Origin of the sequence: Noviherbaspirillum massiliense JC206 (genome assembly GCF_000312045.1) — a bacterium.
Taxonomy (GTDB): Bacteria; Pseudomonadota; Gammaproteobacteria; order Burkholderiales; family Burkholderiaceae_D; genus Noviherbaspirillum; species Noviherbaspirillum massiliense.
Genome location: NZ_HE978634.1, coordinates 2,713,376 through 2,737,635, shown reverse-complemented (window position 1 = coordinate 2,737,635; position 24,260 = coordinate 2,713,376). Strand labels below are relative to the sequence as shown.

21 protein-coding genes and 1 tRNA gene are annotated in these 24,260 nt (G+C 59.1%); 9 read left to right on the top strand and 13 right to left on the bottom strand.

What is annotated here, in order from left to right; genetic code table 11:
- Positions 1–77: 77 nt before the first annotated feature.
- The 5 genes from HGHM_RS13350 to HGHM_RS13330 form a co-directional block, all read right to left on the bottom strand.
- Positions 78–1,028, bottom strand: coding sequence for a ribose-phosphate pyrophosphokinase (locus tag HGHM_RS13350; RefSeq protein WP_019142041.1), 951 nt, complete (start codon positions 1,026–1,028; stop codon positions 78–80).
- Positions 1,029–1,141: 113 nt separating this feature from the next.
- Positions 1,142–1,218 (bottom strand) — tRNA-Gln (locus HGHM_RS13345).
- 67 nt (positions 1,219–1,285) lie between these two features.
- A complete protein-coding gene (ispE, locus tag HGHM_RS13340; RefSeq protein WP_019142040.1) occupies positions 1,286–2,167 on the bottom strand; it encodes a 4-(cytidine 5'-diphospho)-2-C-methyl-D-erythritol kinase in 882 nt (293 codons plus the stop codon).
- Positions 2,167–2,811, bottom strand: a complete 645-nt coding sequence (locus HGHM_RS13335) for an outer membrane lipoprotein LolB (RefSeq protein WP_019142039.1) — start codon at positions 2,809–2,811, stop codon at positions 2,167–2,169. Before HGHM_RS13335 ends, ispE begins: the two co-directional genes overlap by 1 nt.
- Positions 2,808–4,538 (bottom strand): tetratricopeptide repeat protein, encoded by a 1,731-nt coding sequence (locus HGHM_RS13330; protein ID WP_019142038.1) that lies wholly within the window; start codon positions 4,536–4,538, stop codon positions 2,808–2,810. Before HGHM_RS13330 ends, HGHM_RS13335 begins: the two co-directional genes overlap by 4 nt.
- A 254-nt stretch (positions 4,539–4,792) precedes the next feature.
- Between HGHM_RS13330 and mutM the strand changes: the two genes are divergently transcribed.
- The 3 genes from mutM (at position 4,793) to mutY (ending at position 8,810) form a co-directional block, all read left to right on the top strand.
- Positions 4,793–5,614: a bifunctional DNA-formamidopyrimidine glycosylase/DNA-(apurinic or apyrimidinic site) lyase gene (gene mutM, locus HGHM_RS13325; protein WP_019142037.1), complete on the top strand. Its 822-nt coding sequence runs from the start codon at positions 4,793–4,795 to the stop codon at positions 5,612–5,614.
- Positions 5,615–5,746: 132 nt separating this feature from the next.
- Positions 5,747–7,684 carry a dynamin family protein gene (locus HGHM_RS13320; protein ID WP_019142036.1) on the top strand — a complete coding sequence of 646 codons (1,938 nt, stop codon included), beginning with the start codon at positions 5,747–5,749 and terminating at the stop codon, positions 7,682–7,684.
- 7 nt (positions 7,685–7,691) lie between these two features.
- On the top strand, positions 7,692–8,810 hold the full coding sequence (mutY, locus tag HGHM_RS13315; protein WP_019142035.1) for an A/G-specific adenine glycosylase: 1,119 nt from the start codon (positions 7,692–7,694) through the stop codon (positions 8,808–8,810).
- Positions 8,811–8,877: 67 nt separating this feature from the next.
- Here the strand turns inward: mutY and HGHM_RS13310 are convergent, their stop codons facing one another.
- The 8 genes from HGHM_RS13310 to ilvA form a co-directional block, all read right to left on the bottom strand.
- On the bottom strand, positions 8,878–10,014 hold the full coding sequence (locus HGHM_RS13310) for a GGDEF domain-containing protein (RefSeq protein ID WP_019142034.1): 1,137 nt from the start codon (positions 10,012–10,014) through the stop codon (positions 8,878–8,880).
- Positions 10,015–10,151: 137 nt separating this feature from the next.
- Complete coding sequence (locus tag HGHM_RS13305; protein WP_019142033.1) at positions 10,152–10,778, bottom strand: LON peptidase substrate-binding domain-containing protein; 627 nt, start codon at positions 10,776–10,778, stop codon at positions 10,152–10,154.
- A gap of 53 nt (positions 10,779–10,831) precedes the next feature.
- On the bottom strand, positions 10,832–11,695 hold the full coding sequence (gene rapZ / locus HGHM_RS13300; RefSeq protein ID WP_019142032.1) for an RNase adapter RapZ: 864 nt from the start codon (positions 11,693–11,695) through the stop codon (positions 10,832–10,834).
- A gap of 104 nt (positions 11,696–11,799) precedes the next feature.
- Entirely contained in the window at positions 11,800–12,738 is a 939-nt protein-coding gene (gene hprK, locus HGHM_RS13295) for an HPr(Ser) kinase/phosphatase (protein ID WP_019142031.1), read from the bottom strand.
- Between the two features lie 37 nt (positions 12,739–12,775).
- Positions 12,776–13,243 carry a PTS sugar transporter subunit IIA gene (locus HGHM_RS13290; protein ID WP_019142030.1) on the bottom strand — a complete coding sequence of 156 codons (468 nt, stop codon included), beginning with the start codon at positions 13,241–13,243 and terminating at the stop codon, positions 12,776–12,778.
- A gap of 243 nt (positions 13,244–13,486) precedes the next feature.
- Positions 13,487–14,326 carry an NADPH-dependent 7-cyano-7-deazaguanine reductase QueF gene (queF, locus tag HGHM_RS13285; protein WP_019142029.1) on the bottom strand — a complete coding sequence of 280 codons (840 nt, stop codon included), beginning with the start codon at positions 14,324–14,326 and terminating at the stop codon, positions 13,487–13,489.
- A 99-nt stretch (positions 14,327–14,425) separates the two neighbouring features.
- Complete coding sequence (locus HGHM_RS13280) at positions 14,426–15,148, bottom strand: queuosine precursor transporter (RefSeq protein WP_026076005.1); 723 nt, start codon at positions 15,146–15,148, stop codon at positions 14,426–14,428.
- Positions 15,149–15,208: 60 nt separating this feature from the next.
- Positions 15,209–16,732 (bottom strand): threonine ammonia-lyase, biosynthetic, encoded by a 1,524-nt coding sequence (gene ilvA, locus HGHM_RS13275; protein ID WP_019142027.1) that lies wholly within the window; start codon positions 16,730–16,732, stop codon positions 15,209–15,211.
- A gap of 141 nt (positions 16,733–16,873) precedes the next feature.
- Here ilvA and HGHM_RS13270 point away from each other — a divergent pair, with 141 nt between their 5' ends.
- From HGHM_RS13270 to HGHM_RS13245, 6 genes are all read left to right on the top strand, one after another.
- On the top strand, positions 16,874–17,362 hold the full coding sequence (locus HGHM_RS13270; protein ID WP_026076004.1) for a YqaA family protein: 489 nt from the start codon (positions 16,874–16,876) through the stop codon (positions 17,360–17,362).
- 88 nt (positions 17,363–17,450) lie between these two features.
- Positions 17,451–21,449 (top strand): DUF3683 domain-containing protein, encoded by a 3,999-nt coding sequence (locus tag HGHM_RS13265; RefSeq protein WP_026076003.1) that lies wholly within the window; start codon positions 17,451–17,453, stop codon positions 21,447–21,449.
- Positions 21,450–21,455: 6 nt separating this feature from the next.
- The gene (locus HGHM_RS13260; protein WP_019142024.1) at positions 21,456–21,893 is read left to right on the top strand and encodes an HIT family protein; all 438 of its coding nucleotides are present in this window, start codon (positions 21,456–21,458) and stop codon (positions 21,891–21,893) included.
- Positions 21,894–21,927: 34 nt separating this feature from the next.
- Positions 21,928–22,353: a gamma-butyrobetaine hydroxylase-like domain-containing protein gene (locus HGHM_RS13255; protein ID WP_019142023.1), complete on the top strand. Its 426-nt coding sequence runs from the start codon at positions 21,928–21,930 to the stop codon at positions 22,351–22,353.
- A 182-nt stretch (positions 22,354–22,535) separates the two neighbouring features.
- Complete coding sequence (gene ubiE / locus HGHM_RS13250) at positions 22,536–23,270, top strand: bifunctional demethylmenaquinone methyltransferase/2-methoxy-6-polyprenyl-1,4-benzoquinol methylase UbiE (protein WP_026076002.1); 735 nt, start codon at positions 22,536–22,538, stop codon at positions 23,268–23,270.
- A gap of 23 nt (positions 23,271–23,293) precedes the next feature.
- The gene (locus HGHM_RS13245) at positions 23,294–24,217 is read left to right on the top strand and encodes a Tim44 domain-containing protein (protein WP_026076001.1); all 924 of its coding nucleotides are present in this window, start codon (positions 23,294–23,296) and stop codon (positions 24,215–24,217) included.
- The last annotated feature ends 43 nt before the right edge of the window (positions 24,218–24,260 follow it).

Here is a 24,260-nt window from a genome sequence, read left to right as displayed (position 1 = left end):
CGTCCTGCGGTGGCAACCCCCCGCGACCAGGGGATTCAAAAGACACCATCCCTGCGGATGATGTGAAAACTACAGTATCAGTCGGCGAACAGCGACATCACAGAATCGCCCTTGGTGATGCGCTTGAAGGTCTCGGCGAGCAATCCGGCGCAGGTCAGCTGGCGGATCTTGCTGCAGGCCTTGGCGGCCGCCGACAGGGGAATCGTATCGGTGACCACCAGTTCGTCCAGTGGCGAGGTGGCGATACGCTCGATGGCCGGTCCGGACAGCACGGGGTGCGTGCAATAAGCGATGACTTTCTTGGCGCCGCGCTCTTTCAGCACTTCTGCCGCTTTGGTCAGGGTGCCGGCGGTATCGACCATGTCATCCATGATCACGCAGTTGCGGCCTTCCACTTCGCCAATGATGTTCATGACTTCGGATACATTGGCTTTCGGCCGGCGCTTGTCGATGATGGCCAGGTCGCAGTCCAGGCGCTTGGCCAGCGCACGGGCGCGGACCACGCCGCCGACGTCGGGTGAGACAACCAGCAGGTTGTCGTATTTCTTGCTGACCAGGTCGCTCAGTAAGACAGGCGATGCATAGATGTTGTCGACCGGGATGTCGAAAAAGCCCTGGATCTGGTCGGCATGCAGATCCATGATCAGCACGCGTTCGACTCCGGCTTCCTGCAGCATGTTGGCGACCACTTTGGCGGAAATCGCCACCCGCGCCGAACGCGGCCGGCGGTCCTGGCGTGCATAGCCGAAATACGGGATGGCTGCGGTGATGCGGCCGGCGGAGGCGCGCTTCAGTGCATCGACCATCAGCATGATCTCCATCAGGTGATCATTGGTCGGCGCGCAGGTCGATTGCAGCACGATCACATCCTTGCCGCGGACATTCTCGTTGATCTCGACCATCACTTCGCCGTCAGAGAACTTGGAGACGACGGCTTTGCCGAGCGGAATGCCTAATTGCTTGGCAACACCGGCGGCCAACTCCGGATTTGCGTTGCCGGTAAAGACCATCAGGTTTTCAAGCGCCATGGGACACCTAGCTGCAATTGTTAAACGTTAAAAGCTTGAAAAGCCGCCAATGCTTGACTTGTCAGTCCTGCGTTGGCGGCTTTTTTGATCACTGTCTTCTTACTTGAATTGAATGGCAGGGGAGGAAGGATTCGAACCCTCGAATGCCGGAATCAAAATCCGGTGCCTTAACCGACTTGGCGACTCCCCTACACAACCGGGCATTTGCCGTCGTATTCCGCGTCTTCCGCTAATACGACGGCAAACAAAAATCTTGACTACGACCTGAGCAAATGCGAGAGCGGGTGTCGCTCAATCGATTTCGCTTTCCAAGCTTTCCACTGACTTGGTCCGGCTTGCCGCAATTTCGCGAGCACCTCATCGGCTTGGCGCTCTTCTGAAAACGCGCAAAACACGCAAGCCCCGGAACCTGTCATTCTCGCATTCCCGTAGGGCTTCAGCCATTCGATCACTTCAGCAATCTGCGGAAACAGTCGGGATGCAACAGCTTGGAGGTCGTTTTTCCCGAAGCTGTTTTGTGCTGCGAGAAAGTCCGATATTCTGACCGGTTTCGAATCCCTTGTCAATTCCGGCGAGGCAAATATTGATGCGGTCGGAACCGACACGCCAGGTTCGATGACCAGATACCAGCAGTCGGACGTACCGAGCGCCTGCAGCGCTTCGCCGACGCCTTCGGCAAACGCATTCTGTCCAAACAGGAAGAAGGGGACATCCGCGCCCAGTTGCAAGCCAAGCGCCATCAATTCCGCGCGCGTCAGGCCGGTTTGCCACAAATGATTCAACGCAATCAGAGTCGTTGCTGCATCCGAAGAGCCGCCGCCCAGCCCGCCACCCATTGGCAGCCGCTTTTCGATGGCAATGCTGACGCCTGGGATTTCCCTGTTCTGGCGCTGCAATGCGGCTGCTTTCAGCAGTCGGGCAGCGCGCACGACCAGGTCCGCTTCCTCCGGCACGCCGGAAATGTCGGTAATACGGCGGATTGCGCCATCATCACGCAGACGGAAATGCAACAGATCGCCGTAATCAAGGAGCTGGAACGCGGTCTGCAGCAAATGGTAGCCGTCTGTCCGACGCCCAACGACGTGCAGGAACAGGTTCAGTTTGGCGGGGGCCGGGCAATTGTCCAGGGAATGCAGCATCAGTGCGGGCGCCAGGTATCGATGACAATGCGAATGGAAACGTCACCCGCTTCGGATGTCCTGCGTCCAAGGTCTATCCTTCTCGGCCGCACCGGGTCGGGGCCAGCTTCATTCTCCCAGTTCACGTAGCGAATATGCCAGTTGTCGCGGGTATTGACTTCTGGCGTCAGGGGAGTTGCGATGAAACGCTGGCCGGCTGCGTCGGTTCCGAAACCTTGCAGCCATTCATGCAGTCCGGCGATGGGCAGGGGCCAGCCGAGCGTCTGCATTACCAGCGTATCGACGTCGCCAGCGGCACTCACCGTCTTTCCGTTTTGCATCAGGGTGGCGCCTTCAGCAGCAACGGTAATGATGGCGATGGTCTGTCCCAGCGGAGACAGTAGCGTAACCCGGGTCTGGTCCGGGGTTTGTTCCCAAGTGAAGCTGCCGTGCAGTGCTTCATCCTTGCCGGTTCTCGGATTCTGATAGAACACTGACAAGCGTCCGCCGAGTTCGATGGTGCCGAAATAGATTCGACTCTCCGCCGGGGCAGTTGCCGCCGGCGGGAGCTTGTTGGCGCCAGAAGGGCTCAGACTTGCGCAGCCTGCCAGCAGCAAGGGCAGCACAAGGGAAAAAATGCGCAGGCGCGCAGTGCCGCTCGTCATAGATTCACATTGAGTCGCGCGAGCGTGCTTTTTAGGGTGTCGTTCTGCGGATCCTTGGTTTGTGCCGCGCGCCACAGCTTTTGCGCAGCATCCTTTTGGCCCTTGATCCACAGCACTTCGCCCAAGTGAGCTGCGATTTCCGCATCGGGCCGCAATTCATAGGCACGGCGCAGGAGGCTTTCCGCTTCATTCAGCCGGCCCATACGATATTGCACCCAGCCCATGCTATCCATAATGAACGGATCTTCCGGAGCCAGCGACAGTGCCTTCTCGATCAGCGTATAGGCTTCCTGCAGGCGAACATTGCGTTCCGCCAGCGAGTATCCGAGAGCGTTGTAGGCATGCTGGTTGTTGGGGGCAATCTCGATGATCTTGCGCAGCGAGCTTTCCATGGCGTCGAGCTGGTTGCTCTTTTCCGCCATCATCGCGTAGTCGTACAGCAGTTCCGTGTTTTTCGGGAAGCGCTTGAGGCCGGCTTTCAGCACATTCATGGCTTCCGGCATGCGGTTGGCATCGCGCAGGATCTGCCCTTCGGTAAGAATGACTTGCGTCTCTTCCCGTTCGCCGGAAGCGTGCAGGTCAGTCAGCACCTTGCGCGCGCCTGCCATGTCGCCGCGCTTGCCGATGATCTGGGCGCGCTTGAGTTGGGCGCCGAAATAGCCTTCGCCCGGTTCGACCTGCGACAGCCATTTCAGCGCGCCATCCAGGTCCTTGCGCTCTTCCGCGATCTGCGCCAGCAACAGCAGTGCCTGGGTGGGATCGCGTTCTTCATCCTGGTTGGCTGCCAGGACATTCAGGTAGGACGTCAGGTAATTTTCGGCTGCCTGGTAGTCATTCATTTGTGCAGCCAGCACGCCCAGTGCGTACAGCAGGGTCGGCTCCTTCGGCTGGTCCTTCAGCAAGACTTCGAAAGTTTTCCGTGCCTGCTCGTACTGGTTCTGATCGACCAGCATCCGCGCATAAGCCATGCGGACATCGCGCGCCTTGGGGTTCCTTGCCAGGAAATCCGCGAGTGACCGCAATGCGTCGTTCTTGTCCGGAAGCACTTGCGCCATGGTGAGCGCGGCCAGTTCGGAATCGGGCTTGTCCTTTAGCGCCGTCTGCGCCTCATCCCGTGCGCGTTGCAAATCGCCTTTGGCAAATGCGCCCTGCGCCAGTGCGAGATGGGTTTCATGCATCGATGAATAGGGGGCCAGCAATTGTTCCAGCAAGGAAAACGCGGCGTCTTTGTCCTTCGCGCGTGCCAGCAATCGCTGCACCTGGAAAATCAGCACGCCGCGCGTTGCCGGAGCTGCTTCCCGCAGCCGCTCTTCGATGATCGGCTTGGCTTCTTCAAGATTGTCGCCAAGGACCACGAAGCTCAGGTAATACTGGGTGGCTTCTTCCGAATTCGGGGCCAGTGCGCGCCATACCTTGACTGCGTTGAACGCTTCTTCCGGCTGCTTGGCAGTCAACGCAATTTCCGCTGCCCGGTGAGCAAGGCGAGGGTCGCGTGTCTGCTGCGCGGTGGACAGCATGGTGACATATGCCATTTGCCAGTTGCCCCTCTGGAAGGCAATCTCCGCAGTGAGCAGTCGGTACAGCATCTCGCTGGTCAATTCGACTTCGGGCAAGGAGGCCTCGTTTGCCTCCGCATTCTGCGCGCTGCCCGTCTTGGAGGCGGTCTCAGCACTTGCCGAGCTTTTTCCGGCATCAGGGCTGGTCGAGGAGGCCTCGCCAGTCGTCATCGTGGACGGGCGTTGAGAAGACAACCCGGCACATGCGGACAGTGCGGCTGACAGGGTTACAATAAGGAGGAGGTTTTTCAATGGCGATCCTGGCTAATCGGATGAATTTGAACAGTCTATCCTAACGGGATTGCTCCACATGTTCCCGCAACCAAATAATAATTCTACGCTCAACGAACTGACATGTGCTGTGCCAGCACATTGCTTTTGTGTTGCGCTACTGCAATCTTTTCACGTGAAAATCTATTTCAAGCATGCCTGAATTGCCAGAAGTTGAAGTGACGCGGCGCGGTGTGGCGCCGCATCTCGAAGGGCAAACCGTCAAGGCAGTCATCCTCCGGCATTCCGGTCTGCGCTGGCCGTTCCCGCCAGATTTGCCGGCACGAATTCAGGGGCGAACCATACGAGGCATCGGCCGGCGCGGAAAATATCTGCTGATCGAATTCGATCACGGCACGCTCATCGTTCATCTGGGCATGTCGGGCCATTTGCGCGTCCTGCCTTCCACCACGCCTGCGCGAAAGCATGATCATTTCGATTTGGTCATGGACACGCAAATGCTGCGTCTGAATGACCCGCGGCGGTTTGGCGCCGTGCTGTGGCATGGACGCGAAGACGGTGCAATCGGCGACCATCTGCTGCTGCGGGGGCTGGGCGTGGAACCGCTCGAAGAAGGATTTGATGCGAATGTCCTGTATGAACAGACTCGCAATCGAACGGCTCCCGTCAAGCAGGTGTTGCTGGCGGGAGACATTGTCGTTGGTGTGGGCAATATCTACGCCTGCGAGAGCTTGTTCAAGGCCGGCATCAATCCCAGGACGCCGGCTCGCCGCATCGGTCTTGCGCGTTATGAAAAGCTGGCAAAGGCGATACGGGAGATCTTGACTGCCGCCATAGAGCAGGGGGGCAGCACCCTGCGCGATTTTTTGGCAGTCAATGGTCAGCCCGGCTATTTCCAGCAAAGCTACTTTGTCTACGACCGTGCCGATCAGCCCTGCCGTGTTTGCAGTGCATCGATCAGGCAGATCAGGCAAGGTCAGCGCTCCACCTTCTACTGTCCAAATTGTCAAAAGTGAAGACGGATGCTAGATTCCTGTGAGAAATAGCGTGATATCAAAGCTTGCGCCGGGCAAGCTCAGGTTGCATGGCCGATGCCGAAGTTCTTCGAATCCGGCGCATGATCGAAACCAGCATGAATTGAGGAAAATGTGAGCAATCTGGTCGAAAAGTTCCAGGAATACAGCGAATGGCGCGGCAACGTCGCTAAGGCGCTCAAGCGCTATCGCGCATGGATCGAAACCGCCGAACTGGCGGATGCAGCAAGCGATCAGCGTTTTTCGCGCGTATTGGCCCGGCTGACCGACGACAAGCTGTCGATTGCTTTCGTCGCCGAATTTTCGCGCGGCAAATCGGAATTGATCAACGCGATTTTTTTCGCCGATTACGGCCAGCGCATACTGCCTTCCTCGGCGGGACGCACGACCATGTGCCCGACCGAATTGCTGTACGACGAAACCTTCCCGCCCTCGATCCGCCTGCTGCCGATCGAGACGCGCGCCGAGGCGCAATCCACCAGTGACTTCAAGGAAAGTCCGCAGCTCTGGACAGTGCTGCCGCTCGATATTTCCTCCGGCGAAGGCATGCTCGAAGCATTCAAGCAGGTCAGCCTGACCAAGCGCGTGCCGGTCGAGGAGGCGAAGCGGTATGGGCTATACGACGAGGCCGACCCGGATACCGCACTGGCTGTCGGTCCTGACGGCACAGTGGAGGTTTCGCAATGGCGCCATGCCATCGTGAATTTTCCGCATCCCTTGCTGAAGCAGGGGTTGGTGATTATCGACACGCCGGGCTTGAATGCAATCGGCACCGAGCCGGAATTGACGCTGAACCTGATTCCGAATGCGCACGCAGTGCTGTTCATTCTGGCTGCCGACACCGGCGTGACCAAGAGCGATATCGAGGTCTGGCGCCAGCATATCGGTACCAGCCCCGGTCGCATGGTCGTGCTGAACAAGATCGACAGCATGTGGGATGAATTGCGCACGCCGGCGGAAGTCGATGAACTGATCGGTCGCCAGGCAGCGCAGGTGGCCCAGACCCTGAATCTGGCCGAGCGTCAGGTATTTCCAGTGTCCGCCCAAAAGGGCCTGGTCGGCAAGGTCACGCAGGATGCGGAGCTGCTGAAGAGAAGCCGCCTGCCGCTTTTGGAAAACGCGCTGTCCCATGAACTGATTCCGGGCAAACAGGACATCATCCGCGCCCAACTGGCATCGGACATCGATGAACTGGCTGCATCGCGGCAGGCGTTGCTTGCTGCGCGCGTACGGAACGTGGTGGAACAGCTCGTCGAACTGAAAAGCTTGCGCGGCAAGAACCAGAACATCATCGAACACATGATGAAGCGGGTGGAGCTGGAGAGAAGGGAATTCGATGCCAGCCTGCTCAAGCTGCAAGGCACGCGTTCCGTGTTCACCCGTCTGTCGTCAGAGGTGTTCACCAGCCTCGGCATGGACATGCTGAAGAGGGAAATTCGCAAAACCCGCGACGCCATGGAAAAGAGCAAGTTCTCGGCGGGACTGCGTCAGGCGGTGAAGGATTTCTTTGACCAGGCCCGCGCCAACCTCGCCGCGTCGGAACAGAAGACCGGTGAAATCACTGAAATGATGACGGTCATGTATCGGAAGTTCTCGACCGAACACGGCCTCGCCTTGTCCACGCCCATGCCTTTTTCGCTCGATCGGTATCAGAAAGAGATCGAAATGATCGAGGGCATTTACCAGAAACAGTTCGGCCCCACTGCAATTCTGACCACGCCGCAACTGGTGCTGATGCAAAAGTTCTTCGACTCGATCGCTTCGCGCGTCAAGCACAGCTTCCTGCAGGCCAATCGCGATGTCGAAGCCTGGCTGAAAGTCGTGATGGCGCCACTGGAAGCGCAAATCGGGGAGCACAAGGCACAATTGAAGCGGCGCAGGCAATCGATCGAGCGCATCAATTCGGCCAGCGAGAGCCTGGAAGAGCGTATCCAGCAGTTTGAAAAAATGCAGGCCGATCTCGAGGAGCAAAAACGCTCATTGCTTGCGTTGGAGGGGGAACTGAAGCGGGCGATTGCTGCGGAACTCGCCTTCCTGAAAGCCGCCGCATAATACCCGCATGAAAAGAATTGCCAATGAAGCGGCGGCTGGGGCAGCTCAGCGCGCCGATAGCGACCCCGGCTTTTCGGGAGAGGTCATTCGCTGGCAAAAGCAGCACGGCCGCCACACCCTGCCTTGGCAAAACACGCGCGATGCCTACCGGATCTGGCTCTCCGAAATCATGCTGCAGCAAACCCAGGTCGCCGCCGTCATTCCGTATTACCAGCGATTTCTTGCGCGCTTTCCCGATGTTGCCTCGCTGGCTGCTGCAAGCATCGAAGAAGTGATGGCGCACTGGAGCGGGCTGGGTTATTACAGCCGCGCGCGCAACCTGCACCGTTGTGCACAACGCGTGGTTGCCGAATATGACGGCGTGTTTCCGAAGGATCCGGAATTGCTGACGGACCTGCCGGGTATCGGACGCTCGACCGCTGCCGCAATTGCCGCCTTTGCCTACGGCGCGCGTACTGCCATCCTCGATGGAAATGTGAAACGCGTGTTTTGCCGGGTGTTCGGCATCGACGCGTATCCTGGAGCGAAGCCAGTGGAAGACAGGCTTTGGCAACGCGCAGTGGCCTTGCTGCCGCAAAACGATATCGAAGCATATACGCAAGGTTTGATGGACCTCGGCGCGACACTCTGCACCCGCAGCAAGCCGGCGTGCCCCTCATGCCCGCTGGCGCAGCGCTGCATCGCGCTTGCGACCGAACGCGTGCATCAGCTGCCAGTACGCAAGCCGAAAAAGCCGGTGCCGGAAAAACATGTGGCCATGCTGGTCGTTACCGATCGCGACGAGGTGCTGCTGCAGCAGCGTCCTGGTAGCGGCATCTGGGGCGGATTGTTGTCCTTGCCGGAAATGGATCACACGAGTCCTGAGGAAGCGGATCTGGCACATGCAGTGGCGCCTTTTGGCGAGATGGCAATGCATGAACGCCTGTTGCCGTTCTCGCATGGCTTCACCCACTTCAAGCTGCATGTGACGCCTTACCAGATCAGGCTTGCAAAGCGCCTGCAGATGGCAGCGCAGAGCAGCCATGTCTGGTATCCGGTCGCCAGGCTTGCCGATGCGCCTTTGCCGGCACCGGTCAAGAAACTGTTGCTGGCGCTATTCGCCGAACCCGATCTGCTGAGCCAATGACAGGTTGAACGGTGCGTCGGCCACTACGCTCCCAAAACCAGCAAATGCCGTGGAATTGCGGACGGGCTCAAGCGGCTTCCGCCCACTCCACCCGATTGCGCCCCAGTTGCTTGGCCCGATACAGCGCTGCATCGGCGCGTGCGATCAAATCCAGGAGGCTTTCCCCGTCGCGGTACTGCGCTATCCCGATCGACAATGAAATATGCTTTTGCGGCAGGAGCGCCTGGAAATCCAGAAAATGCGCCTGCACCCGCAAGCGTTCCGCATGCATGACGGCGCCTTTCAAATCCGTGTCCGGCAGGATCTGCATGAATTCATCGCCGCCATAGCGCCCGAGAATGTCGGTATCGCGAATGCTGTTGCGCGCCACTCTGGCGAATTCGCGCAGCATCGTGTCCCCTGTCAGATGCCCGCTTCCATCGTTGATTTTCTTGAAGTGGTCGATGTCGATCAGGCAGATGCAGAACGGCGTCGACGATGCACGCGCATGCGCCCTGGCCCGCTCGAGCTCATCCTGCAACTGGCGGCGGTTATACAGGCCGGTCAATTCGTCACGCGTCGCCTTTTCTTCGAAGTGTGCCAGCTGGTAGCGGGTCAGCCTGAGCAACTGGCGCAGATTCTGGATCTGCTTGCCGACCACGATCATGCCGGGCAGGGTAAGAGCGAGTACACACCACTGCATGAAGTCATGGCGAAGCAGGGAGATCTGTTCCGCCTGGTCCGCATGCATGAGGATGATGCCGAGATAAGCGCTGACGCATGCAGCCGACATCAGGACCAGGGAACGCGTCGAAAGCCGGAAAATGCCGAACGAGAAGGCAATCAGGATGAAGGGCACCAGGGCCGGCTGGGTGGCGCGGTCGATATAGGCCATCAGCAGCATGATCGATACGGTCGCGCATAATTGCGGCAGCATCAGCGTCGGGTCCTCGAAACGCTTGTTGGCGCCCAGCTTGAACAGGCCGTAAAAGAAGATCACGGTGCACAGGACGAATGCCGAACCACAAAGAAAGCTGGCATCCGAAATGAATTCCTGTTGGTAAAAAATAAACAGGTTCAGCGCATACAGCAGGGAAATCAGACTGAGCGGGGAAAACTGAGTTGTACGCGTTTTCAGTGCGCTCAAGCGCCGGTTGAGCGGCGGAGTCCGCACGGCGTCGCTTGTCTCGTCCACGAGCATAAGGGTATTGGTGTCCAGGATCATCTTGCATTTATCCTATGAAACACCTGCTCCCAACTTGCGCCACAACAAGAAACGGTTAAAAAAATGCCGTACGGTAACAAGTTCCGACCGTACGGCATGAGGCGGGGTGCCCGAAACAGAGATGTTTCGGGTGGTAATTACAGGATTTTGTGCTGCTGCAGATACTGGTGAATGATCGACAAGCGGGTGCCTGCGTCGTCGAGTTCCAGCAGTTTCTGGCGTGCCTTCAATGGAATCGGAAGGATTTCACACCAGCGATTGGCCACCCAGCCTGCGCTGTCAAACCGGAACGGTTCGGCGAACGGGCTGACGAACGCCTGGCCCTGCTCTGCACGTCCCTTGGCTGTAATGTTGTCGATGATGGCTTTCAGCGCTTTTGCGCAATTCACATGGATCGTGCTGGCCGGGACTGGAACATCTTCCGCGAGTGACTCGATCCTGGCTTCCAGCCGCTGGTCCGCGAGCAGGCGGGTTTCGAGAATCCGGAAGCGCCTGCCCCCGCGCGTGCGCAGCGAGATTGTGCCGGATTCCGCCATTTTGTCCTGCTCGATGTGGGCAAGGCAGCCGACCGCTTCCGGCTCGGCAGAAACCCCTGCGTCCTGCCCCTGCTTGACCAGCGCAACGCCGAAAGGGACTTCATCTTTCAGGCAATTGCGCACCATCTCGATGTAGCGGGCCTCGATGACCTTCAAGGGCAATATCCCGCCCGGGAAAAGCACGGTCTTGAGCGGAAAAAGCGGGATCCAGGTTTGATTGTCGGTCATGAGGAATGCGATTAGAGAGAATTGATGGCAGTGCTTGGCTGCGAACGCCAGAATCAGGAAAGCTCCCGATGCCGCAGCAGTACGCGCTCCGTCTGGCGGAAATGCCGGGCCAGCTGTTCCGCGATATATACCGAGCGGTGCTGGCCGCCGGTGCAGCCGATAGCAACCGTCAGATAGCTGCGATTGTCATTCTTGAAGGCAGGCAGCCACTTTTCAACAAAGTTGCGAATGTCATTGAGCAGTTCGGCCACGTGGGCCTGCGAGTCGAGGAAGGCGATCACCGGTTCATCCCTGCCGGTAAACGGCCTCAGCTTGAGGTCGTAATAGGGATTCGGCAGGACGCGCACATCGAAGACCAGGTCCGCATCCAGCGGAACGCCGAACTTGAATGCGAAAGACTCGAACAGCAGGGTCAGCGGTGCACGCTCCATCTCCACCAGATCCTTGATCCAGCTGCGCAATTTGTTCGCGCTCAGTCCGGAGGTGTCGATCACATGCCCAATACTTTCGATCGGGGACAGCATTTCGCGCTCGCGCAAGATGCACTCGGTCAGCGTCATCTGGTCAGTCGATGCGGTACTGGCATTGCCCCTGTGCGATAGCGGATGGCTGCGACGTGTTTCGGAAAAGCGGGTGATGAGGGATTCCGTCTTGGCGGTCAAGAACAGGACCTTGACGTCATGGCCTTCATTCCTGAGGATCTGGATGTCGGCGGGAAGTCCGGCTAGGGAAGCGGCGCTGCGCGCATCCATCGCGACTGCCAGCGTCTGTTCACCTTCTTCGAGGCGGGTGGCAACCAGTTGACGCAACAACGTCGGCGGCAGGTTATCGACACAAAAATATCCGGCGTCTTCGAGTGCATTCAGGCCGACTGATTTGCCCGATCCGGATATGCCTGTGATGAGGATGATGCGCATAGGTGAGTATCATACCCGAAGCACTCTGCGGATGGTTCCAAACCGGCAATGAAGAAGATGCAAACAAGACACAGGCAAGGCGAGAACGGCCGGCCTCGCTCGCCTCACTCGCCATTCATTGCTTTTTGCTGCCGCTCCATGAATTCCTTCAGCGTGTCGATGCCGCGCAACTGCAGAATGGTATTGCGCACCGCGGCTTCCAGCAGTACCGCGAGGTTGCGGCCGGCGGCAACCGGAATGACTACCTTGCGAATCGGCACGCCGAGCACGTCTTCCGTCTGCGAATTCAGCGGCAGACGCTCGTAATTTTCTTCCAGCGTACTGCGCCGCACGAGGTGCACGATCAGTTTCAGCCGCATCTTGCGGCGTACTGCGGTTTCTCCAAAAATCGCCTTGATGTCGAGCAGCCCGAGGCCCCGCACTTCCAGCAGATTGCGCAGCAGCGGCGGGCAACGGCCTTCGACCATGTTGGGCGCAATGCGTGCGAATTCGACTGCATCATCGGCGACCAGGCCATGGTTGCGCGAGATGAGTTCCAGCCCGAGTTCGCTCTTGCCGAGGCCGGATTCCCCGGTGATCAGTACTCCGACCCCGAGCACGTCCATGAACACGCCGTGCATGGTCACGCGCTGAGCCAGTTCTTTCGAAAGATAGACCCGCAGGTAATCGATTACCTGCGCTGCGGGAAGCGGTGTGGAAAACAGCGGGATGTTTTTCTCGTCGCAGACCGACAGGATATAGGGCGGCGTTTCCAGTCCCTGAGCAATGATGAAGGCTGGCGGATTGCCGGCCACCATTTCTTCCGTCTGGTGCTTGCGTGATGCCGGAGAAAGCCGGTTGTAGTATTCGATTTCCTGATGGCCGAAGACTTGTATGCGCCCTGGGTGAATCAGGTTCAGGTGGCCGACCTGGTCGGCGGCGGAGGTCGCATCCCCGGAAATCTTTTTTTCGCCACCTGGAAAACCAGCAAACCAGCCCAGCTGCAGCGCCTCGCGGGTATCGTCGAAAAGTTGCTGGATCGTGAGCGTGGTAGTGCTGGGCATGGTGATGGCGTGGCGCTGCCGGACTCTATTTCAGTGTTCAGGCGTGCACGCTCGGCTGCCATGCAAGGATATGCGCATGGACCGATGCCGGATCGCTGTCGACTGCGAGCGAAGTGCGGAACGCTTGATCGGAAAACATTTCCGCGATTTCTGACAAGATTTCGAGATGCTGTTGGGTGACCTGATCGGGAATCAGCAGAAACACCAGAAGCTTGACCGGTTGGCCGTCAGGCGACTCGAAGGGAATCGGGTCCTTCAGCCGTACGAAGGCAGCCAGCGGCGCTTTCAATCCCTTGATGCGGCCGTGCGGCACGGCCACGCCATGGCCAAGGCCGGTCGAGCCCAGACGCTCACGCGCGAACAGATTGTCTGAAACGACGGAGCGGGCAATACCGCAATTATTTTCAAAAATTAATCCTGCCTGCTCGAATGCGCGCTTCTTGCTGGAGACCTCCAGATCGAGCACGACATTCTCACGCGGCAGGATTTTTGCGAGATTAGTCATGATGCAAAAGGTATGGTGCGCTGCACAAGGCAAGCCGTCGAGCGAATTATAGGCTTCTTTTCAACTTGTGCAATGGCGCCGGACATGATGGATATCAGGAAACGAATGAAATGCGATGAATGAAGCGCCTGCGTTTGCATATGGCGCAGCGTTAGAAGCATCGAAGAGGAAAAAGTTTCCTGAAGACACTAATTTAAGTCTCTTTCTTCCGCCCGGACGCGGATTCCTGCTTGCCTTCAGGAGTTACTGTCTCGCGCTGCGCAAGTTAGAGGGGCGCCGGCCCGTGGTGAAATTACTGCGCCATGGATTGATATCCAGTCCGCCGCGGCGCGTGTAGCGTGCGTAGACAGATAATTTCTGCGGTTTGCACTGGCGCAGGATGTCCATGAAAATCCGCTCCACGCATTGCTCATGGAATTCGTTGTGGTCGCGAAAACCAATCAGGTATTTCAGCAGGCCTTCCTGGTCGATCTGCGGGCCGACATAATTGATCTGGACGCTCCCCCAATCGGGCTGGCCCGTGACGAGGCAGTTCGACTTCAGCAGGTGCGAGACCAGGGTTTCTTCGACCGCCGGCTCATCGTGCCTTGCGGTCAGGAGCGAGACGTTCGGCGTGTAATTGTCGACTTCAATATCGAGTCGGTCGAGCAAGAGGCCGTCGAGTTCCCCCATCTGCAGGCTTGAAAATGCATCGGGCATCGTCAGCTTCACCTGCACCGGTGTGCCGAAGCCTGCCGACAGATCGGCACGCAGCAATTCCAGCAAGGCATCCGGTCCCGCCAGCCGGGTCTGGTTGAAGGAATTGAGATACAGCTTGAAGGATTTCGATTCGATGATGTTCGGCGAATCAGCCGGCACCATGACAGTAACAATTGCGATCTGGGGCTTGCCGCGCAGGTTCAGCCACGAGACCTCATAGGCGTTCCAGATGTCGATGCCGAAAAAGGGTAGGGTGCCGGTGACGCCGATTTCATCGCGCTTGGTCTGGCGCGCAATCGGAAACAGCAGCGATGGCGTGTATTGGGCTTGATAAGCCGCCGGCTTGCCGAGGGGCGAAGCTTCCGGAATGTTCGAAGTAGACATAGGGAAAACGAAACGATTCGAAATGAAACCAGGTTACTGCGAGAATGATTGCCGGGATGAGGGGAGCGCGCCTGGGGCTCCTGTCAAATCGGCTTTGTATTACGCCCTCAGCTTGAAGGGATTGAAATTCGTGTCCCGGTCGTAATAGTCCTCATTCTCCTTGCGCTTGAGGAAGTTGATCACTTTGTAGGTAACAGGGGTCATCACTACTTCCCATCCGCTTTTCAGCACATATTGCGCCACTATCACGGAAATCAATTGCTCGTTCGGCCAGATTCCGTAAAACGCGATCACATAGAACAGGCTGGAATCGACCAGCTCGCCACACAGCGTTGAACCGATGGTGCGCATCCACAAGTGGCGACCCTGCATCGCCACCTTCATTTTTGCCATCACATAACTGTTGGTGAAGCTGCCGCACCAGAAGGCAAGAATGGAGCCGAACACGATTCTTGGCGTATTGCCAAACACCGCTTCCAGATGCGTCTGATAGCTGGCATTGGCCGGACCCGCAGCCGGCTGCAAAGCCAGCACCACGGTCGACATGAGCGAAGCAAACAGCAACGCGCAAAATCCCGCCCAGATCACGCGGCGGTCGCGCCCGTAGCCGTACACCTCCGTCAGGACATCGCCAAAAATATAGGAAACCGGAAAGAACAGCACGCCGGCGCCGAAGGTGACGGTGCCGAGGACGGGGAGGTTTGCCTGGGCGACTTTCGCCGCGCCGATCAGGTCGGAACACAGCAGGATGGTGACGAACGCCGCCATCACGAAGTCGTAATACTTGTATTGCCCGATCGGACGGGTACCCTTGCTCATCATGTGCGCTTTGGCTTGGCCGGCCTGTTCCAGGGAATCCACTGGAGCAGGCACGAACCATTCTCATAAAAACAGTTTGTAAGCCGGGTTCTCGCTTTCGTCCCAGTGTCGGTAGCCCAGGGTCGACAGGAATTCACGGAAGGCTTTCATTTCCTTCTTCGGCACTTGCAGGCCGACCAGGATGCGGCCCACGTCGCCACCTTGGTTGCGATAGTGGAACAGGCTGATGTTCCAGTTCGGCGCCATGCTGTCCAGGAAGCGCATCAGTGCGCCCGGGCGTTCCGGGAATTCGAAGCGATACAGCAATTCGTTATGCGCAAGCGCGCTCTTGCCGCCAACCAAGTGCCGGATATGCAGCTTGGCCAGTTCGTCATGCGTCAGGTCGAGCGTCCTGAATCCATGCTTTTCGAAATTCTTCTGGACCTTCCCGGGCTCCTCCCGGTTGGAAATCTGCAGTCCGACGAAGACATGCGCTTCCTTCGCATCGCTGATGCGGTAATTGAATTCCGTGACATTACGCGGGCCGACGAGTTCGCAGAAGCGCTTGAAACTGCCGCGCTCTTCCGGGATCGTGACGGCGAACACGGCTTCGCGCGCTTCGCCGACTTCCGCACGCTCGCTGACGAAGCGCAGGCGGTCGAAATTCATGTTGGCGCCGGAAGGAATGGTGATCAGCGTTTCGTTCAGGATTGGCTTCTTATTCGCTTTTGCGCGCTCGATGTATTCCTTTACACCGGCCACGGCCAGCGCGCCAGCCGGCTCCAGGATGCTGCGCGTGTCCTGGAATACATCCTTGATGGCTGCGCACACCGCATCGGTATCGACCACGATGACATCGTCCACGTATTTCCTGGCAAGGCGGAAGGTTTCCTCGCCCACCAGCTTGACCGCGGTGCCGTCGGAAAACAGGCCGACGTCCGGCATAGTGATCCGCCGGCCGGCCTTGAGGCTGCGCGCCATCGCATCCGAATCTGAGGTTTGCACACCGATGACCTTGATGTCGGGGCGCACTGCCTTGACGAAGGCCGCGACGCCGGCAATCAGGCCGCCGCCGCCGATGGGTACGAATATCGCGTGGATGGGCCCTTGGTGCTGGCGCAGGATTTCCATGGCAATCGTGCCTTGTCCGGCGATGACATCGGGGTCGTCGAAGGGATGGACGAAGGTCAGCTTGTGCTTCTTCTCCAGCGTCAGTGCATGGTTGTAGGCGTCCGTGTAGGAGTCCCCGAACAGCACGACTTCGCCGCCCCGCGCCTTGACTGCCTCGATCTTGACCGGCGGCGTGGTGGTCGGCATCACGATGACGGCGCGGCATCCCAGTCTGGCGGCCGAGAGGGCGACGCCTTGCGCATGGTTGCCGGCCGAGGCGCAAATCACGCCATGCTTCAACTGCGCCGGTGTCAGGTTCGCCATTTTGTTGTAGGCGCCGCGCAGCTTGAAGCTGAACACGCTCTGGATGTCTTCGCGCTTGAGGTAAATGCGGTTGCCCATGCGTTGGGACAGGGTTGGGGCGAGTTCCAGCGGTGATTCGACAGCGACGTCGTAGACCCGGGCGGTGAGGATTTTCTGCAGATAGGCGGTAGTCATAAGTCTGTTTTTCGGGGCACAGCCATCGTAGCTTGCAAAAGGCAACGGGCCATTATAATGGACGCCCTTGATGAAGCCCGCATGCCGTCAAGGATTCGGCATGCGGAATCCAAATCCGGCAGTTCGTCCTTTTCCCCATTCATGATCGAATCCGCAACCCTGTGGTTGTTACGCGTCCTTGCCGTGCCCGATGTCGGGTTGACATCGGTATTCATCATCAGTCTCATCTCGGCCACGCTGCTGCCGCTCGGTTCCGAGCCTGCGGTATTCGCGGTGATCAAGGCCAATGGCGCGCTGTACTGGCCGGCGATCCTGCTGGCCACGCTTGGCAATACCCTGGGCGGGGCGATCGATTACTGGATGGGATACGGCGCCAAGCAGGCGTTTGCGAAGGAACAGAAGACCCGGTGGTTCGGCTGGTTGCAGAAGTTCGGTGCAAAAACCATGCTGCTGTCCTGGCTGCCCGGGATCGGTGATCCCTTGTGCGCGCTGGGAGGCTGGCTCAGATTGCCATTCCTGCCATGCGTGCTTTATATGGCGATTGGCAAATTTGCACGCTATGTGACCATGACAGGTATCCTGCTGTATGTGCCGGACGGGTTCTGGCGGCACCTGGGCCAATTGTTTTGAGTGCCTTGGCCCTGCCACAAGTAAGGCTGCTCACGCTTGTGCAATGCAATAAGCTAAAATGCCGCTTTGGGTCAGTCTGACTATTCCGATGAACGCCCCCGCAAAAATCCAAGCTCTCCTTTCCGACGCGCCTGAAGGCGCCGCTCCCGCGCGCCTGCGCGAGATTCCCTATAACTACACCTCGTTCTCGGACCGCGAAATCGTGATCCGCCTGCTCGGCGAAGAAGCCTGGCACTGGCTGGCCGAGTTGCGCGGCGCCCGCCAGACCGGCCGATCCGCCCGCATGCTGTACGAGGTGCTGGGCGACATCTGGGTGGTGCGGCGCAATCCCTATTTGCAGGATGACATGCTGGCCAATCCGCAGCGCCGGCAAGCCCTGATCGATGCGCTGAACCATCGCCTGGCGGAAGTCGAAAAGCGTCGCATCACCACTGATCTGGCTGATGTCGGTGACCGGGAAGCGATGCGGCGCAGCGCGAACGTCGAAGCCTTGCTGCGTGCGGCAAGGAAGGCGGTTGCCGACTTTGGCGAAGAATTCCGCCAGATCTATGACTTGCGAAAGCGCGCCGTCAAGGTGCTCGGCCGCTATACCGCAAAAGACAACATCAAGTTCGATGGCCTGTCGCGCGTGTCGCACGTGACCGATGCCACCGACTGGCGCGTGGAATACCCCTTCGTCGTGCTGACGCCGGACAGCGAAGATGAAATGGCCGGGCTGGTCAAGGCTTGCATTGAACTCGGCCTGACGATCATTCCGCGCGGAGGCGGCACCGGCTATACCGGCGGCGCGATTCCGCTGACGCCGATGTCGGCCGTGATCAATACCGAAAAACTGGAACACTTGGGCGGCGTCGAAATGACCACGCTGCCTGGCGTCGACCGGCCTTATGCCACGATCCATACCGGCGCGGGCGTGGTCACCAAGCGCGTGTCGGATGCGGCGGAAAAGGCGGGCTTCGTATTTGCGGTCGACCCCACTTCGGCCGAGGCGTCCTGCATCGGCGGCAACATCGCAATGAATGCGGGCGGCAAGAAGGCCGTGTTGTGGGGCACGGCGCTCGACAACCTTGCCAGCTGGCGCATGGTCGATCCGAACGGTGACTGGCTGGAAGTGACGCGGCTCGAGCACAACCTCGGCAAGATCCACGATGCGCCGTTGGCGAAATTCAAGCTGGAATGGACGCATCCCGCCGAAAAGGGCGGCAAGGCGAATGCACCGTTCAAGACCGAGATCCTGGAAATCGAAGGTCGCCGCTTCCGCAAGGAAGGGCTGGGCAAGGACGTCACCGACAAGTTCCTCGCCGGACTGCCGGGCATCCAGAAGGAAGGCTGCGACGGCCTGATTACCTCGGCGCGCTGGATTCTGCACAAGATGCCGAAGCATACGCGCACCGTCTGCCTGGAATTTTTCGGCCAGGCCCGCGACGCGATCCCGTCGATCGTCGAGATCAAGAATTACCTCGATGCCGAAGCGAAGAAGGGCGGGGCGATTCTCGCCGGCCTCGAGCACTTGGACGAGCGCTACCTGCGCGCGGTCGGCTATGCGACCAAGTCCAAGCGCGGCGTGCTGCCCAAGATGGCCTTGTTCGGCGACATCGTCGGCGACGATGAAAACGCGGTGGCCCAGGCGGCTTCCGAAGTGATCCGTCTGGCCAACACCCGCGTCGGCGAAGGCTTTGTCGCAGTCAGCCCGGAAGCGCGCAAGAAATTCTGGCTCGACCGCGCTCGCACGGCAGCGATCGCCAAGCACACCAATGCCTTCAAGATCAATGAAGACGTGGTGATTCCGCTCGACCGCATGGGCGAATACACCGATGGCATCGAGCGCATCAATATCGAGCTGTCGATCAAGAACAAATTGCAGCTGGTGGGCGAGCTGCACCGGTTTTTCACCGCCGACAATCTGCCGCTCGGCAAGAGCGATGACGCCGATGCGCACGACATACCGCCGGCGGAGTTGCTGGGCGACCGCGTCGCGCAGGCCGAGCAGTTGCTGGATCTGACGCAGCAGCGCTGGACTTACCTGCTGACCCATCTCGATACGCCGCTGCGCGAAGCGCACGATGATCTGGCGGCACTGCAGGTGCCGATGACCTGGGTCGAGGCGCGTATCGAGCGCCAGCCGGATGCCACGATCTTCAACGTCCTGCAGGACCGCACGATCCGCGTATCGTGGAAGGCCGAGCTGCGCGCCGCATTGCGCCAGATTTTCAACGGCGGCGCATTCAAGCCCATCCTGGATGAATGCAATGCCATCCACAAGCGCGTGCTGCGCGGCCGGGTTTTCGTCGCCCTGCACATGCATGCGGGCGACGGCAATGTGCACACCAACATTCCGGTCAACTCTGACCACTATGAGATGCTGCAGGACGCGCATGCGGCCGTGGCGCGCATCATGGTGCTGGCACGCTCGCTCAACGGCGTGATCTCGGGCGAGCATGGTATCGGGATCACCAAGCTGGAATTCCTGACCGAAGAGGAAATCGGCGCATTCCGCGCCTACAAGCAGCGCATCGATCCGGAAGGCCGCTTCAACAAGGGCAAGCTGCTGAATCTGCCTGACGTGCACGCGGACCTGCGCAATGCCTACACGCCTTCCTTCGGCCTGATGGGACATGAGTCGCTGATCATGCAGCAAAGCGATATCGGCGCAATCGCCAACAGCGTGAAGGATTGCCTGCGCTGCGGCAAGTGCAAGCCGGTGTGCGCCACCCATGTGCCGCGCGCGAACCTGCTTTATTCGCCGCGCAACAAGATCCTGGCGACTTCGCTCCTGGTGGAAGCCTTCCTGTACGAAGAACAGACCCGGCGGGGCGTCTCGATCAAGCACTGGGAAGAGTTCGAGGATGTGGCCGACCATTGCACGGTCTGCCACAAGTGCTTTACGCCCTGCCCGGTGGACATCGATTTCGGCGATGTGTCGATGAACATGCGCAACCTGCTGCGCAAGATGGATAAGAAGTCCTTCAATCCCGGCACCGCGGCATCCATGTTCTTCCTGAACGCGACCGATCCAGCGACCATCAATGCCACCCGCGAGGTGATGATCGGCTGGGGCTACAAGGCTCAGCGCCTGGGGCATGACATTCTGAAGAAGTTCGCGAAGAAGCAGACCAAGGCGCCGCCATCGACACATGGCAAGCCGCAGGTCAAGGAACAGGTGATCCACTTCATCAACAAGAAGATGCCGGGCAACCTGCCGAAGAAGACGGCGCGCGCCCTGCTGGATATCGAGGACGACAAGATCGTACCCATCATCCGCGATCCGAAAACGACCACGGCCGATACCGAAGCCGTGTTCTATTTCCCGGGCTGCGGTTCCGAGCGCCTGTTCTCCCAGGTCGGCCTGGCAACCCAGGCGATGCTCTGGCATGTCGGCGTGCAGACGGTGCTGCCGCCGGGTTACCTGTGCTGCGGCTATCCGCAGCGCGGCTCCGGCCAGTTCGACAAGGCGGAAAAGATGATGACGGATAACCGCGTGCTGTTCCATCGCGTGGCCAATACGCTGAACTATCTCGACATCAAGACCGTGGTGGTTTCCTGCGGCACCTGCTACGACCAGCTCGCGACCTATGAATTCGAGAAGATCTTCCCGGGCTGCCGGATCATCGACATCCATGAATACCTGATGGAGAAGGGCGTCAAGCTCGAGGGCGTGAATGGCGTGCGCTACATGTACCACGATCCTTGCCACACGCCGATGAAGATGCAGGATCCGCTGAAGACGGTAAACGCACTCATCACGACAGCCGACGGTCAAAAGGTGGAAAAGAACGACCGCTGCTGCGGTGAATCCGGCACGCTGGCAGTGTCGCGCCCCGATGTGTCGACGCAAATCCGTTTCCGCAAGGAAGAGGAGATGCTGAAGGGATCGGCCAAGCTGCGCGCCGACGGCTTCAATGGCGACGTGAAGATCTTGACTTCCTGCCCGTCCTGCCTGCAGGGCTTGTCACGCTACAACGATGATGCCGGAACCAATGCGGATTACATCGTGGTGGAAATGGCGAAGCATTTGCTGGGCGCAAACTGGCTGCCGGAGTATGTGGCGCGGGCCAACGACGGCGGCATCGAACGCGTGCTGGTTTAAAGATCGATGAATACACAAGCACATTGTGAGTTATGCGATCAGCCGGGCGGTGACATCGTCTATCGGCACGAGAAGTATCGCGTCGTGCTGGTCGACGATGCTGCCTATCCCGGGTTTTGCCGGGTCATCTGGAACGCGCATGCGGCGGAAATGACCGACCTTGCGCCCGCCGACCGCACGCTCATGATGGAAGCAGTGTGGCAGGTCGAGCAAGCGGTGCGGAACGTGATGCGGCCGGACAAGGTGAACATCGCCAGCCTGGGCAACATGGTGCCGCACCTCCACTGGCACGTGATTCCGCGCTACGCAGATGATGCGCATTTCCCGAGCCCGATATGGGCGGAAGCGAAGCGCAGCACGGAGTCGTCGGTGCTGGCTCGGCGCAAGGCGCTGCTGCCGGAATTGCGGCAGGCAATTCCGGCGCGCGCCGGCAAGCAAGCCTGAAGCAGGACGCCATTTCTCCCGACAGGAATTTGCCATGACTGAATCAAGGAAAGCAGTTCCCGCCCCGACCGCGCTGACCGTCCGCACGCAGTCGAGGATCATCGAAATCGCATTTGAAGACGGCGCAAGCTTTTCCCTGCCTTTCGAATTCCTGCGCGTGTACTCGCCCTCCGCCGAAGTGCGCGGCCACGGGGCAGGGCAAGAAATTTTGCAGACCGGCAAGCGTGATGTGCTGATCACCGCCCTTGATCCCGTAGGCAATTACGCGATCCAGCCGCATTTCTCGGACGGCCACAATACCGGCATTTATACCTGGGAATACCTGTACTGGCTGGGCGCCAACCAGCAGCAGCTCTGGGAAGACTATCTGGCACGGCTGGAGGCAGCGGGCTTTACGCGTGAAACGGGGCGCGATGCGCCGATGCAGTCTGGCAAGGGCGGCAGTTGCGGGCATCATTAGGAAAGATCCGGTAATCCTCCCGCCACTTGCGCGCGTCCAGCCGCCGCACGCCATCATTGTCATTCCCGGATCGCAATCCGGTTTTCCCCTCGATACGCCCGGCAATCCTGTGCAATGGAACGCTTGGCCGCCCGCGTGGTCTGCACTTGTATAATGCGGCTTCCATTGATAATGCCGCCACCATGACGAATACCACCCATTTCGGTTATCAAACCGTTGCTGAAGAAGAGAAGGTGCACAAGGTCGCCGAGGTCTTTCATTCCGTTGCTGCAAAGTACGACGTGATGAATGACCTGATGTCCGGCGGGCTACACCGTATCTGGAAAACGTTCACCATTGCGCAGGCCGGTGTGCGTCCCGGCTTCAAGGTGCTTGATATCGCAGGCGGCACCGGCGATCTGGCCAAGGCATTCGCGAAACAAGCGGGGCCGTCGGGCGAAGTCTGGCTGACCGACATCAACGAATCGATGCTGCGCGTGGGGCGCGACCGGCTGTTGAACAAGGGGTTCACGAGCCCTACCTTGCTCTGCGATGCGGAGAAGCTGCCTTTTCCGGACAATTACTTCGACCGCGTAACGGTGGCTTTCGGCCTGCGCAACATGACCCACAAGGAAGATGCGCTGGCTGAAATGCGGCGGGTGCTGAAGCCGGGTGGCAAGCTGCTGGTTCTGGAATTTTCCAAGGTCTGGGAACCGCTGCAAAAGCCTTATGACATGTATTCCTTCAATGTCCTGCCCGTGCTTGGCAAGCGGATTGCCAACGATGCGGAGAGTTATCGCTATCTGGCCGAATCCATCCGCATGCATCCGGACCAGGAAACGCTGAAGAACATGATGCAGGACGCCGGACTCGAACGGGTCGAGTATTTCAACCTGACGGCCGGCGTGGCTGCGCTGCATACCGGAATAAAGCTCTAGATCTCGTGACTCCAGGAGGTCCCATGAAAAAATTCTTCCTAGCTTTCATGCTTGCAGCAGGCGCACTGACGATGGTGGTGAGCGATGCGGATGCCGCACGGCGGCTGGGCGGCGGAAGCTCGATCGGTCGCCAGTCGCAGAATTTGAGTCGCAGGGCCCCCGCTCCGGCACAGCCTTCCCAAAACCAGATGAACAACCAGAATCAGAACAGGTCTGCCGCAGCCCCGGGCGCACCGGCCCAGCCGAGGCCGGCCACGCCATGGCGCAATATTCTGGGCGGCGCGCTGCTTGGCCTCGGTCTCGGCGCCTTGCTGTCGCATCTGGGCATAGGCGGCGCGCTGGCCGGTGTGATCAGCACGATCCTGATGATCGCCCTGCTGGCCCTGGCCGCGATGTTTATCCTGCGCATGTTCCGCCGCAAGGGTGGCGAGCAGCAGGCAAGGCCGGCATACGGTGGCGCCTATTCGTCCCCGGCTGCAAGGGCGCCGGAAATCGGTTCGCGGCTGGAACAGGGCAGGCCGGCGGCTTTCCAGGGCGAGCCAGGCGCCGGCAGCCAGCCGTGGGGCTTGCCGGCGGACCTCGATGTGCCTGCATTCCTGCGCAATGCCAAGACGTATTTCATCCGTCTTCAGGCTGCCTGGGACAGGGCGGACATCAATGACATCCGCGAATTCACCACGACCGAGATGTTTGCCGAACTGCGCATGCAGCTGCAGGAGCGCGGCCCATCGGGCAGCCATACGGATGTGGTGTCGCTGGACGCGGAATTGCTCGGCGTGGAAACCGTGGCGGATGAATATTTCGCCAGCGTTCGCTTCTCCGGGATGATCCGGGAAGACGAGAATGCGCCGGCGGAGCCGTTTACTGAAGTCTGGAACCTGGTCAAGCCGGTGTCCGGACCGGGCGGCTGGGTCCTGGCAGGCATCCAGCAATTGTCGCAAGCCTGAAAACAAGCTTGGTCAAACTGGTAAACTTGAAGCCGCCCGTGGC

Coding starts and splice junctions, on each gene's coding strand:
- HGHM_RS13350 (WP_019142041.1), bottom strand. CDS start 1,028: ATGGCGCTTGAAAACCTGATGGTCTTTACCGGCAACGCAAATCCGGAG.
- ispE (WP_019142040.1), bottom strand. CDS start 2,167: ATGCTGCATTCCCTGGACAATTGCCCGGCCCCCGCCAAACTGAACCTG.
- HGHM_RS13335 (WP_019142039.1), bottom strand. CDS start 2,811: ATGACGAGCGGCACTGCGCGCCTGCGCATTTTTTCCCTTGTGCTGCCC.
- HGHM_RS13330 (WP_019142038.1), bottom strand. CDS start 4,538: ATGACGACTGGCGAGGCCTCCTCGACCAGCCCTGATGCCGGAAAAAGC.
- mutM (WP_019142037.1), top strand. CDS start 4,793: ATGCCTGAATTGCCAGAAGTTGAAGTGACGCGGCGCGGTGTGGCGCCG.
- mutY (WP_019142035.1), top strand. CDS start 7,692: ATGAAAAGAATTGCCAATGAAGCGGCGGCTGGGGCAGCTCAGCGCGCC.
- HGHM_RS13310 (WP_019142034.1), bottom strand. CDS start 10,014: ATGATCCTGGACACCAATACCCTTATGCTCGTGGACGAGACAAGCGAC.
- HGHM_RS13305 (WP_019142033.1), bottom strand. CDS start 10,778: ATGACCGACAATCAAACCTGGATCCCGCTTTTTCCGCTCAAGACCGTG.
- rapZ (WP_019142032.1), bottom strand. CDS start 11,695: ATGCGCATCATCCTCATCACAGGCATATCCGGATCGGGCAAATCAGTC.
- hprK (WP_019142031.1), bottom strand. CDS start 12,738: ATGCCCAGCACTACCACGCTCACGATCCAGCAACTTTTCGACGATACC.
- HGHM_RS13290 (WP_019142030.1), bottom strand. CDS start 13,243: ATGACTAATCTCGCAAAAATCCTGCCGCGTGAGAATGTCGTGCTCGAT.
- queF (WP_019142029.1), bottom strand. CDS start 14,326: ATGTCTACTTCGAACATTCCGGAAGCTTCGCCCCTCGGCAAGCCGGCG.
- HGHM_RS13280 (WP_026076005.1), bottom strand. CDS start 15,148: ATGATGAGCAAGGGTACCCGTCCGATCGGGCAATACAAGTATTACGAC.
- ilvA (WP_019142027.1), bottom strand. CDS start 16,732: ATGACTACCGCCTATCTGCAGAAAATCCTCACCGCCCGGGTCTACGAC.
- HGHM_RS13270 (WP_026076004.1), top strand. CDS start 16,874: ATGATCGAATCCGCAACCCTGTGGTTGTTACGCGTCCTTGCCGTGCCC.
- HGHM_RS13265 (WP_026076003.1), top strand. CDS start 17,451: ATGAACGCCCCCGCAAAAATCCAAGCTCTCCTTTCCGACGCGCCTGAA.
- HGHM_RS13260 (WP_019142024.1), top strand. CDS start 21,456: ATGAATACACAAGCACATTGTGAGTTATGCGATCAGCCGGGCGGTGAC.
- HGHM_RS13255 (WP_019142023.1), top strand. CDS start 21,928: ATGACTGAATCAAGGAAAGCAGTTCCCGCCCCGACCGCGCTGACCGTC.
- ubiE (WP_026076002.1), top strand. CDS start 22,536: ATGACGAATACCACCCATTTCGGTTATCAAACCGTTGCTGAAGAAGAG.
- HGHM_RS13245 (WP_026076001.1), top strand. CDS start 23,294: ATGAAAAAATTCTTCCTAGCTTTCATGCTTGCAGCAGGCGCACTGACG.